At 45.6% G+C, this 11,290-nt stretch carries 11 protein-coding genes; all 11 read right to left on the bottom strand.

What is annotated here, in order from left to right; all coding sequences use genetic code 11:
* Positions 1 to 208 precede the first annotated feature (208 nt).
* On the bottom strand, positions 209 to 655 hold the full coding sequence (locus D1970_RS01485; RefSeq protein ID WP_119111118.1) for a S1 domain-containing RNA-binding protein: 447 nt from the start codon (positions 653 to 655) through the stop codon (positions 209 to 211).
* An 86-nt stretch (positions 656 to 741) separates the two neighbouring features.
* Complete coding sequence (locus D1970_RS01480) at positions 742 to 1,134, bottom strand: FtsB family cell division protein (protein WP_119111117.1); 393 nt, start codon at positions 1,132 to 1,134, stop codon at positions 742 to 744.
* Between the two features lie 15 nt (positions 1,135 to 1,149).
* On the bottom strand, positions 1,150 to 1,782 hold the full coding sequence (yabQ, locus tag D1970_RS01475) for a spore cortex biosynthesis protein YabQ (RefSeq protein WP_119111116.1): 633 nt from the start codon (positions 1,780 to 1,782) through the stop codon (positions 1,150 to 1,152).
* The gene (gene yabP, locus D1970_RS01470) at positions 1,779 to 2,081 is read right to left on the bottom strand and encodes a sporulation protein YabP (protein ID WP_119111115.1); all 303 of its coding nucleotides are present in this window, start codon (positions 2,079 to 2,081) and stop codon (positions 1,779 to 1,781) included. The genes yabQ and yabP overlap by 4 nt, the downstream gene beginning before the upstream one ends.
* Before the next feature lie 97 nt (positions 2,082 to 2,178).
* Positions 2,179 to 2,445, bottom strand: a complete 267-nt coding sequence (locus D1970_RS01465) for an RNA-binding S4 domain-containing protein (RefSeq protein WP_119111114.1) — start codon at positions 2,443 to 2,445, stop codon at positions 2,179 to 2,181.
* A gap of 21 nt (positions 2,446 to 2,466) precedes the next feature.
* On the bottom strand, positions 2,467 to 3,939 hold the full coding sequence (gene yabN / locus D1970_RS01460; RefSeq protein ID WP_119111113.1) for a bifunctional methyltransferase/pyrophosphohydrolase YabN: 1,473 nt from the start codon (positions 3,937 to 3,939) through the stop codon (positions 2,467 to 2,469).
* The gene (locus D1970_RS01455; RefSeq protein ID WP_119111112.1) at positions 3,936 to 5,558 is read right to left on the bottom strand and encodes a putative polysaccharide biosynthesis protein; all 1,623 of its coding nucleotides are present in this window, start codon (positions 5,556 to 5,558) and stop codon (positions 3,936 to 3,938) included. The genes yabN and D1970_RS01455 overlap by 4 nt, the downstream gene beginning before the upstream one ends.
* A gap of 335 nt (positions 5,559 to 5,893) precedes the next feature.
* Positions 5,894 to 6,430, bottom strand: a complete 537-nt coding sequence (gene spoVT, locus D1970_RS01450) for a stage V sporulation protein T (RefSeq protein ID WP_119111111.1) — start codon at positions 6,428 to 6,430, stop codon at positions 5,894 to 5,896.
* A gap of 259 nt (positions 6,431 to 6,689) precedes the next feature.
* Complete coding sequence (gene mfd / locus D1970_RS01445; RefSeq protein ID WP_119111110.1) at positions 6,690 to 10,229, bottom strand: transcription-repair coupling factor; 3,540 nt, start codon at positions 10,227 to 10,229, stop codon at positions 6,690 to 6,692.
* Positions 10,230 to 10,385: 156 nt separating this feature from the next.
* Entirely contained in the window at positions 10,386 to 10,616 is a 231-nt protein-coding gene (fin, locus tag D1970_RS01440) for an anti-sigma-F factor Fin (RefSeq protein ID WP_119111109.1), read from the bottom strand.
* A gap of 95 nt (positions 10,617 to 10,711) precedes the next feature.
* The gene (pth, locus tag D1970_RS01435; RefSeq protein WP_119111108.1) at positions 10,712 to 11,278 is read right to left on the bottom strand and encodes an aminoacyl-tRNA hydrolase; all 567 of its coding nucleotides are present in this window, start codon (positions 11,276 to 11,278) and stop codon (positions 10,712 to 10,714) included.
* Between the last annotated feature and the right edge of the window lie 12 nt (positions 11,279 to 11,290).

Raw genomic sequence — 11,290 nt, 5'->3', positions numbered from 1 at the left:
AACACGGGTTCGAATCCCGTAGGGGTCATAAAAAAACGCGACACTCGCAGATTCTACAAGAAAAAGCACTGGCATAAGCCAGTGCTTTTTCTTGTTTTACTAGTGAAACTGCCGCAGCGCGAAAAAGATTAAAAGAAAAGACAAGCCATGACGGCTTGTCTTTAAAAGGCTGTTTTTGCCTTGATTTATATGAGCAATCAGCAGCAAGTTATCCTCTTTTAGCTCCTCTGCCGCCACGTTTTGACTCTGTATTGCGTTTCAGTGAAGACAAACGATCTTCGCTGTCCTTAAGGAATTTCGCCATTTTTGTTTCGAAATTTTCAGGACGGGCATGACGGTTGTCATTCTGTCTTCCATGACGAGGGCGCTGTGAATAAGGTTTTGAATCAGATCTTTCTGGTCGCGCTGGTCTTTCCGGCCTGTCGACTGCCTTTTTAATGGACAATCCGATTTTGCCGTCTTTCTCGACATTGATAACCTTGACTTCAACCATGTCGCCGACCTTAAGATGATCATTGATGTCCTTAACATAATTATCGGCTACTTCACTGATATGAACAAGGCCCGTTGATCCTCCCGGCAGCTCCACAAACGCTCCGAAATTTGTTATCCCTGTTACCTTGCCCTGTAACTTGCTGCCTACTTCAATTGACATAAAAAAATTGTTCCTCCTTAAAGATATAAAAAATCGACCTTACCGTATATTATACCCAAATGAAAAAAACAGTGTCAATAAGCCGACTATTCGGATTTTTTTTCCTTTTCGTCTTTTGGAAGATTAAAGATGATTTCATTGTCTTCAGAAAGGAAATAATCCCGGCGCGCAAGCTTGGCTATATAATCGTCATCATTAAGCCGAACTACTTCTTCTTTAAGGATTTCCTCACGCTTTTGAAGGTCTTCGAGCTGCCTGTCCAGCTTATCCTTCTCAGCTTGTTTTTGTGCAAGGACAGATGTCTGGGAGACAAACATAGAAATCATTAAATAAGTAATAGCGGCAGCGAAAGCAGTGAAGACTGCGAGGCGCCTGAATAACAACTTTCGTTTTCTGGTTTCGGCAATCCCGGCTATTTCGCGCTGCTGTACATACTCGTTATCAATTTTGGCAATGCTACGTTTCCTAATGGCACTCATTCCCCGCAGTCCTCCTCATTTTTTATACTTTTTTATCTTTATTATCGTCTGTTTTACTAAATTCTTTAGCTTTTCTCTAATTCCTGCCAATTTATTATATAACTTCTCGACGATTATTTTAATACCTTTCGGCAATAAATTCCAAATAATCCGTAAAAACCCTTGTAATGGTTTCCAAATTATCCTGAAACCCCACAAAACTACAGATTGAAAGAATTTTAGCACGGCTAAAAAGAATCTTCCTGTCAAAATAAAGACTGAAACCAAAGCAAGGACTAATAGCCGCAGCGGCTTGATGATCAATGCGTACAATAACCTGGTTAAAATACGATAGATCGCAATAAACAAGGAAATAATCATCTCAAGGCATTTAAGGTAAGCTCGTTTAAATAATGCTTGATAGGCTGCAAATCCGCAAAAAAGCGCAATAAAAATGTAAAACCGAAGTTCTCCCTGATTAATGGAAAAAAGCACATAAAAGATAAAGAGCCCCTGGGCAATCCAAAAGAGGATGTCATTAATGAAGACAATCCAGGCGCTCCGCTTTCTGCGCTTCAAAAAACGGTTATAAGTATCAAGCGATGCCCCGAAAGATGTCCCCATCCCGATCATGGCTAGCATGGTAAGAAACTGGGCTGACAAAGTCATCGGAACAATTTGCTAAAGAACCCTTTAGCCTTCTCCCCATGCTGGTCATCCAGGTAGACCAGGTCAAATACCTTTCCCTTTATTGATACAATCCCTTTGTCGACATCAAGGTTTTTCATTTGCAGATTTTGCCCTTTGATCGCCAGAAACCCCATCACCGTTTCGAGCAGGAATTCTTCGTTATCAAAGCTTTCCACTTGCTTAACGCCGCTGATTTCCAGCGTCCTGCGCCCCCTCATGATGACATCATGGTCAGGGACGCTGCTTTTCTGCTGATTTGAATCATAATATTGGCTCACTTGTTATCCCCCGCAATCTATGCACGATTTGTACATATGTATGTGGCAGGCAAGGGAAATAGAACAAGCCTGGTAGCCAACAAATATCTTCTGCCGCCTATTCCTGATCGGAGATTCGTTCTTCCTTCACGACAGTGTACATTTCTGCTGCTTCGTCTTTACGTGATGTTTCCTGAAGCCTCTCGATTCTCACTGTTACACTTCTTTGGCCAAAACGAATCGTCATCTCGTCTCCGGCTTTTACGGTTGTACTTGCTTTTGCTGTCTGGCCGTTAACAGTAATCCGCCCTTGGTCAGAAACTTCTTTGGCGAGCGTTCTTCTTTTAATTAGTCTGGATACCTTTAAGAATTTATCCAATCTCATAAAATTTAAACCTCCTCTTCCCTAAAATCCGAATTTTTTTGCCTCATTCCAAAATTCATCAAGTTCATCCAGCGAAAATTCACTGAATGGCTTGCCGCTTTCTTCTACCCTTTTTTCAATATGTGCAAATCTTCGGATGAACTTTTGGTTGGCTTTAAACAACGCCTCTTCCGGATCGATTTTATAATGCCTTCCTACATTGACAAGTGCAAAGAGCATATCGCCAAACTCCAGCTCCAGTTCGCTAAAGTTATCTGTCTTACGGGTTTCAGCAGAAAACTCTTCGATTTCCTCGCGAACCTTTGCGATGACCGGAGCTATATCCGGCCAGTCAAAACCTGTTTTGGCCGCTTCCTTTTGAAGCTGAAAAGCCTTAAGCAAGCCTGGAAGGCCCTTTCCGGAATCTTCAAGCAATGATTTTTTTCCCTTTTCGTTTCCTTTTTCTTTTTGCTTGATCTCCTGCCAGTTTTGAAGCACTTCTTCTTCATTTTCAGCTGTCGCATTGCCGAATACATGCGGATGGCGGCGGACCATCTTTTCAGAAAGGCATTCTATCACATCCTCAATGGCAAAGAAACCTTCATCATCGCCAATCTGAGCGTGGAGCATGACCTGAAGAAGAACGTCTCCGAGCTCTTCAATCATATTGTCAATATCGTCAGAATTAATCGCATCGATTAATTCGTACGCTTCTTCGATTAAATACTTCTTCAGCGACATATGTGACTGCTTCTTGTCCCACGGACAGCCCTCCGGTCCCCGGAGATCACTGATAATCTTGCGCAAAGTGCTGAATTCCCTGTAAAGAAGCTTGTCATCTCGGACAGGCGGAACATAGACAGAAGTCAGGTTGTCCACTTCCATTCCCCTGTCAAGCTCGTACAAAGGAACACTTCTTAACTTTTCCCCTTTGCTGCCGGCTGCTGTAACGATCATGACTTCATAGTCATCAGGGAGCTTTTCCATCAGCGTAAGCTTTACCTCCGAGGCAACAAACTGATCATACACCTGTCCAATCACCGTATGGGTACGCGGGTTGAAGTCGTCCCTTGTAAGGGCAGTGCCATCAAGAAGTTCAAATCCTTCTACCGGATCAATCTTCAAAGCTTGAAAGATTGCATCAAGGAAGCTTTGCCCTCCTCCAATTTCGATAGAAATGCCCAGCATTGGCGCCCTTTTCAGCAAAAGCTGTACGGTAAACTCCGCAACAAGGGGATGTCCTGGAACAGCGTAAACAATAGGCTGGTGTTCAGCCTCAGAAAGAAGGGTACTGCAAATTTCCTCATATACCTCCTCAAATGTGCTGTGCTTTTCATAAATAGAATCAAATGACTGAAAAGTATAACCTTCTTGTTCAAGTTCCGCAACAGCTGGATGCTCTTTTGTACGAAGAAAAAGCTTGTCATGGTTTTTAGTCAGTTTTTTATAAACGCCATATGGCAGCTGGTCAAGATCACCAGCGCCCAGACCGATTACAGTAATTTGCTGATTCATTTCTTGTCATTTCCTCCTTTTTTAGGGAATAGGAACATAAGCCTGCTTCCAAACGGAACGGCTAATAGCGCTTCTTCCTGAAGTACCCTGCCTTTGATTACAACCACTAAATAGAAAAAAAAACCAAAGGCCACAGCACTGAGTGACTGAGCCGCTGCCGCAAGCCTTAAGTCTGCCAGTAAATATAAAAAGTTTGTTAGCCTTAAGTAAACAGTGAGAAAAACTCCCATCAAGCAAGACGCTAGCAGGATTTTCCCAATAATCGACGGCAATAGGATTTGCTTTTCCATCAGTTTTTGAAGCTTCACCGCCAAAACAGCCAGAACAGCCATGATGGCGATGACAGTAGCCGCAGCTGCGCCCATTGTCCCGCTAAATGGAACAAACAAAAGGTTTAATATATATTTTAAGCAAAACCCGCCGGTAATAACAAATGCCGTGAACAATGAATGGCCCATTCCCTGAAGAATTCCATTCACCGTAATCGTCATTGAGCCGAATAGTATAGCGAGGCTTAGTACAGCCAATACACCGGATCCGTCAGCATTCTCAAACAGCATAATGTTGACCGGGCGAATGATGCTAATAAGGCCGGCCGCTGCCCCTGCACCGACGAGGAGGCTTGTCCCAAGCGCCAGCCTGATATGCATGGCCGTCTGTTCTTTCCGTTCCTTAAGCATGCCCGCCGATATCGCAGGCACGAGCGACAAGCTGATGGACGTTGCCACAACCGTCCCTAATTGGATGAGCGGCTGCCCTCTGTCAAAAACACCCTTCGCCGTCTTCGCTTCGTCGCTAGACAGGCCAAAAGAAAGCAAAAGGGAGTACATGTTAAGAGAATCAGCCATTTGCAGCAATATAAGCAGCATGCCGCTAATGCTGACAGCGAGCCCTTGGACTGCCAGTACTTTGGCAACCCCGGCGAAATCGCTGGCTAAACTCTTTTTTTCCAGCTGCTGCAGTGGAGCATTTTCTCCCGTCCTGAGAAAAAACAGGCTTAAAATGGCGACAGAGACTGCTCCGCCAGTGACTGAGCCAAATACCGCGCCTCCTCCTGCGTAGTATAGAGAATAGCCGCTATGTACAAACACTGCTGAAAGCGACAAAATGGTAATGACCCTTACAAGCTGCTCGCCTACCTGGGAAACTGCCGTCGGCATCATATTACCCTTGCCCTGAAAATACCCCCGAAATACAGAGATGAATGGGAAAAATAAAAAAGGCACTGCAATCACCCGGAATAAAAGGGCCAGCCTCGGGTCGCCCATGAGGCTCGCAAGCATATCATCCCCTAAAAAGAACAGAAGAAAGAGACCCATCCCCAAAACAGACAGAACCATAAGGGAAATGACAATGAGCCTGGCAGCTCCAGCATCGTCCCCTTTTGCCTGCCTCTCTGTATAAAGCTTTGATATGATAACAGGGAAACCGTATGTAGATAAAACCAGCAGCGCCCCATAAAATGGATACACCTGCTGATAAATGTAAAAGCCGATATCACCGACGATATTTTGGAAAGGCACACGATAAATGGCGCTTAATATTTTCGTTACTAATGCGGCCGCGGTAAGGATCAGTGCCCCCCTGAAAAGTTCATTAGATTCTGTAACGGGCTTCATCGCCCAGCTCCCTCCATCCTGGCATCCAAAGTATTATAACATAAAGTAAAAGCATATTTGCCAGCGACAAATCCAAAAAAAGGCAGCCCTTTGGCCGCCTTTTTTAGATAGGAAAGTATACATTTATTGCTTGGATGACTGACTCCAGTCCATACGCCGCTTGACGGGCACCTCCGCCTTTCTTTGTCCAGCTACTGCGCCCAGCGCCTAGTAGACTTCGTCCACCTCTCTACGATAAGTCAACATCGAATCGCTAACGCTCTTCGTGTTTCCTTTATCTCGTGCCGGTGTACTCCAGTCCATACGCCGCTTAACGGGCGCTTCCGCTTTTCTTCTTACTGTTCCATTTGCCTTGCGAGGAATCCTGCCGCTGTTTCTACCGCTTTTTGCTCGACTTCACCGAGAGTGCCTTCTTTTGAAAAAATGATAACTGCGCCGATAGGGTCTCCATTAGCAATGATTGGTCCAATCGTATAAGACGATGCTGTTTCATCAGTTCCGTCGATCAAAGAGACGGTAGCCTGCTGGTTCATTAGGATTGAACCGCGGTCCTCCATTGTCTTTTCCACAAGTTCACTGATGTTTTTATTTAAGTAATCTTTCTTGGAACCGCCTGCTACAGCAATGTAGGTATCCCTGTCGCAAATAAGCACGGGATTGCCAAGGCTGTCGTATAATGCTTCAGCATATTCTCTTGCAAAATCGCCTAACTCGCTGATGGGCGAATATTTTTTGAGGATAACTTCTCCATCCCTGTCAACGAAAATTTCAAGCGGATCACCCTCGCGGATACGGAGTGTTCTCCGGATTTCTTTCGGTATAACCACCCGACCTAAATCATCGATTCGACGAACAATACCTGTTGCTTTCATCCACGTTGCCTCACTTTCATCTGGTGATTATTTGGCGGGACTAGTGAACCCTTTTTTTATCAACCCTGCCAAGTTTGAACTTAGTATCTTTCATATGGAAATTTCTATACACCTGTAATACTTTTTCTCGCAGGTGATAATCGTGCCAAAAACGGATAAACCTTCCAGCATGGACCCTCTGTCCATGAAATACCCATCTCTCCGTTTTTTGAAACACTTTCCAATTTTACAGTTGTATTACAAACTCAACTGCCTTTCATCAAGATACGCTGTTCTCATGTAAATCAACAGAATCGTGAAGCCCCTTTATCATCTCAAAAACAAGGCTTAGCCATTTATCCTGCTCAAGCCCCTTCGTATGGACAGCAATTTTCAGCTTTTTGCCCTCCATTCCGAGACCCACAGTCTTACGGTGCGTACTGGTTATCTTGAAAATCTTCTGTCCATCTATCCTGCTGCTTCCATCTTCCGTCAGCAAGATTGCCACTTCCTGCTTGGACTGTTTGATTGTCTCGACTCCCGCAGTTTCTGCATATACTTTCAGCTCCGCGATTAGGAACAGGCATGCCACTTCGGCAGGATAGTCACCAAAACGGTCGACCATTTCTTCCTTTAATTCCTCAATATCATTGAGACTGGTCAGCCCGCGGAAACGTTTATACATTTCAATCTTCTGGTGCCCATCCGCAATATAGGCATCCGGGATATACGCATCAGCCTGGAGATCAATCTCGACCGACGGCCTTTTTGGCGCCTGTTCATGGCTGTCTTTTCGTTCCTCAATTGCTTCCTGGAGCATTTGGGAGTAAAGATCGAAGCCTACAGAATCGATAAATCCGTGCTGCTCCGCACCCAGCAGGTTGCCGGCTCCGCGGATGGATAAATCGCGCATCGCAATTTTAAAGCCTGAACCAAGCTCTGTGAACTCCTTGATGGCCTGAAGCCTTTTTTCAGCCACTTCTGTCAAAACCTTGTCTTTCCGATAGGTAAAATAAGCGTATGCAACCCGGTTGGAACGCCCGACACGCCCGCGCAGCTGATAAAGCTGGGACAGACCCATCTTATCCGCATCATGGACAATCAGCGTATTAACATTGGGTATGTCCACACCGGTTTCAATGATCGTCGTACTGACAAGGACATCATATTCTCCCTCCAAAAATCCAAGCATGACGGATTCAAGCTCATTCTCTGTCATTCTTCCGTGGGCGAAGGTCACGCGGGCATCAGGTACCAGCATGGATATCTCTTCAGCTTTCCTTTCAATATCCTCAACACGATTATAAAGAAAGTAAACCTGCCCGTCCCTTGCCAGTTCACGCTCAATTGCTTCCCGGACAAGACCCCCGTTATATTCCATCACATATGTCTGGACAGGGAAGCGATTTTCCGGAGGTGTCTCGATGACCGACAAGTCGCGCACTCCAAGCATTGACATATGCAGTGTCCGCGGAATCGGAGTGGCCGTCAGTGTCAGAACGTCCACATTCGTTTTCAGCTGCTTGATTTTCTCTTTATGTGTAACGCCAAAACGCTGCTCTTCATCAATGATGAGAAGACCAAGGTCCCGGTAGCTGATATCTTTAGAAAGAATACGGTGTGTACCTACCACAATATCGACGCTTCCCGCCTTCAATCCTTTAATTGTTTCAGTCTGCTGCTTCCTTGTCCTGAATCTGCTGAGAAGGCCAATATTAATCGGATAGTCCTGGAACCTTTCTCTCATTGTCTCATAATGCTGCTGGGCAAGAATGGTTGTCGGAACGAGGAAAGCCACTTGTTTGCCATCGGCGATCGCCTTGAAAGCCGCCCTTATCGCAACCTCGGTTTTGCCGTAACCAACATCTCCGCAAAGCAGGCGATCCATCGGCCGCAGCCGCTCCATATCTTTTTTGATTTCATGGATGGAGCGTATCTGATCCGCTGTTTCCTGGTATGGAAACGATATCTCAAACTCCCGCTGCATATCGCCATCAGGCGAAAAAGCATATCCCTCACTTGCTTCCCTTTCTGCATAGAGTTTGATTAAATCATCAGCAATATTCTCGACAGAAGACTGAACCTTGCTTTTGACCCGTTTCCAATCACTGCCGCCCAGTTTATAAATCTTTGGTTCTTTTCCTTCTGAACCGACATACTTCTGGACTAGGTCAATCTGTTCTACCGGGACGTACAGCTTGTCGGTACCCTGGTAGCGGATATGAAGGTAGTCCTTGTGGATTCCGTTGATTACAAGCGTTTCAATCCCTAGGTATTTTCCAATTCCGTGGTTTACATGGACCACATAGTCCCCGGCTTTCAGTTCCGAATAGCTTTTGATCCTCTCCGCATTTGAAAGCTTCTGGCGTCGTTGAGTTTTTTTCGTCCTTTTGTTAAAAAGCTCTTCTTCTGTAATGACCGCCAGCTTCTGGATAGGCATTTCAAACCCGGTATTTAGACTGCCTTTTAAAATCTGTGCTTTCCCCGCCAACAGCTGCTGACCATCTTTAACCCGGAATGCCGGCATCTCGTAGTCTTCCAGCACTCTTTCCAGCTTGCCTGTACGCTCTTCATCCGCGCCCAGAAAAACAACCGTATAATTCCCTTTTTTCCAGCGGTCAAGTTCAGCCTTCAGAAGATTCATCTGGCCGTGGAAATTCTGCATTGGCTTGCAGGAAACATTGATGATATTCTGCGGATTCGTATTCATCACATGCCTCAGGAACAAAGACATATAGATGACAGGCCTGTTATTTTGCTGCAGAAGCTCAGGGAGATTGTGTGACACTTTTAGATTATGAATAATCTGTCCCTCGGCAAGAAGACTTGTATACCACTCTGCTTCTTCCTTCCCGAGAGATTCATTCATTTCCTGGACTCTGCTGGCCTCATCGATAAAGACCATCCCGTTTTCCGGCAAGTAATCTAGCAAACTTTGAGGCTTTTCATAGGCGATTGATAAGTATTTGAACAGCTGTTCAGGCTTCTGCCCGCTGCGAAGCTGTTCTAGTTCGTATCCGACGTTTTGCGCAAGCTGGCTCTTCGCCTTTTCGTCCTTCAGCTTTTTTAAACTTCCGGCAAGTCCTGATTCAAGTGCCTCTGCGAGCCTTTTCAAATGACTGTTTTCCACAGGGCTCTCCACTGCCGGACCTATGGAAACCTCCATCATTTTATCAATCGACCGCTGGTCATCAAGCGAGAACGATCGAATCGAGTCTACTTCTGTATCAAAAAGTTCAATCCGCAATGGGTCTGCAGCTGTAAGCGGGTATATATCAATGATTCCACCGCGTACACTGAACTCGCCAGGGGCAGAGACCATTTCTGTCCTTGCATAGCCCATATAGACAAATTGGTTCAGCATATCTTCCAAGCTTACTTCTTCACCAACGGAAAAATTGACCTGGAATCTTGACCATAAGTCTTTCGGCGGAAGGATTTTTCTCAGCCCTGCCACCGGGGCAATGACGATACCGCGCCCGCTGGCCGCCCACTGATTTAATGCTTCAATCCGCTGCGCTTTTAACTCTGGCGACGATACGCTTAGTTCGGCCGCAATCAATTCATTGGCTGGGTATAGAAAAACATGATTCTCACCCGCCAGGTTCGCCATATCATCATACAGCTTTTGGGCCTGCAGCAAATTATGTGTAATGATAAGAACAGGCTTGTTTATATGCTCAAAAACGGAGGCGAAAAAAACCGTCCTCGCTGAGCCGGAAAGACCTGCTACAAGCTGTTCCCTCAGCCCTTCCTTCAGGCCGGAAACAACCGAATGGACATCATCCTGCAGACTAAACAGAGCTTTGAGCCCCTGCATCCCAACCTCTCCCCTTTTATAAATTCGGCGCCTTCAGGGACTGGGGGGTTAACCGTCTACCCTGTTTGGCATGCCTTCTGTCATATACATTAGAGTCCTAAACCTGCAATAAATAACACAACAGAAAAATGCTTTGGATGACAAGTCCAAAGCGTTTCAGTGAATTAAGTAATCATGCTCATGGAAGCCTGGATTTCGTTCCAATGCTTCCTGACAATCTTCACAGATCGACTTTATATGGATATCTCCGCTGCTTTCATATGAAACCATTTCCTGACGCTCAGCCTCTGACAGCTTATTGATGCCAAGGCTGTCACTATAATAGGAGACTTTCTCCAAGGAGCCAATTTTGACACCGCAGTGACGGCAGTAATAGTGGATTGCCATGCCTGTCCCTCCCCCGTTCATTCCATCAGCCCTATTATTGGCTCTTTGGGAGAAACTTATTCATATAGCTTATCATATGTTTATAACCCTATCTGTTATGCTTGCTGATTAAAGGTATTCATCACCTTCAGGAACGGTTCGGTCAGCCACATTTCACAAGCCTCCGCTGCCTTGGCGGCTGCCGCTTCCATCTTCGGCTGTTCATCGCTGCTGAACTTTCCCAAAACATAATCAGCAACAGCCATCCCGTTTTGCGGCCTGCTGATTCCAACACGGATCCGTTTAAACTCCTGCGCCCCAACATGGGCGATAGTTGACTTGATCCCGTTATGCCCTCCGGCACTGCCTTTTTCACGCAGGCGGATCTTTCCAGTCGGCAAGTCCAGGTCGTCGTAAATGATGAGCAGCTCTTCAAGACTGATATTATAATAATCCATCAGTGGACGGATTGATTCCCCCGACAAGTTCATATACGTGAGTGGCTTCAGCAGGATGACCTTTTCCCTTTGTACAAGTCCTAAACCGTACACGCCCTTGAATTTAGCCTGATTCAACGGAATATTGAAACGGCCTGAAATTTCGTCAATCACATCAAACCCAATGTTGTGTCTCGTCCGCTCGTAGGGTTTCCCCGGATTTCCCAATCCCACAATTAATCTCATACCTAATCCTCC

It is taken from the genome of Mesobacillus zeae (assembly GCF_003570705.1).
Taxonomy (GTDB): domain Bacteria; phylum Bacillota; class Bacilli; order Bacillales; family Cytobacillaceae; genus Mesobacillus_C; species Mesobacillus_C zeae.
Note: the sequence above shows the minus strand (reverse complement) of the source record. Positions and strands in the feature narration are given on the sequence as shown.

What these genes read in the sequence shown, in the direction of transcription:
- D1970_RS01485 (WP_119111118.1), bottom strand. Translation starts at nt 655, where the DNA reads ATGTCAATTGAAGTAGGCAGCAAGTTACAGGGCAAGGTAACAGGGATA.
- D1970_RS01455 (WP_119111112.1), bottom strand. Translation starts at nt 5,558, where the DNA reads ATGAAGCCCGTTACAGAATCTAATGAACTTTTCAGGGGGGCACTGATC.
- pth (WP_119111108.1), bottom strand. Translation starts at nt 11,278, where the DNA reads ATGAGATTAATTGTGGGATTGGGAAATCCGGGGAAACCCTACGAGCGG.
- mfd (WP_119111110.1), bottom strand. Translation starts at nt 10,229, where the DNA reads ATGCAGGGGCTCAAAGCTCTGTTTAGTCTGCAGGATGATGTCCATTCG.
- D1970_RS01480 (WP_119111117.1), bottom strand. Translation starts at nt 1,134, where the DNA reads ATGAGTGCCATTAGGAAACGTAGCATTGCCAAAATTGATAACGAGTAT.
- yabQ (WP_119111116.1), bottom strand. Translation starts at nt 1,782, where the DNA reads ATGACTTTGTCAGCCCAGTTTCTTACCATGCTAGCCATGATCGGGATG.
- spoVT (WP_119111111.1), bottom strand. Translation starts at nt 6,430, where the DNA reads ATGAAAGCAACAGGTATTGTTCGTCGAATCGATGATTTAGGTCGGGTG.
- fin (WP_119111109.1), bottom strand. Translation starts at nt 10,616, where the DNA reads ATGGCAATCCACTATTACTGCCGTCACTGCGGTGTCAAAATTGGCTCC.
- D1970_RS01465 (WP_119111114.1), bottom strand. Translation starts at nt 2,445, where the DNA reads ATGAGATTGGATAAATTCTTAAAGGTATCCAGACTAATTAAAAGAAGA.
- yabN (WP_119111113.1), bottom strand. Translation starts at nt 3,939, where the DNA reads ATGAATCAGCAAATTACTGTAATCGGTCTGGGCGCTGGTGATCTTGAC.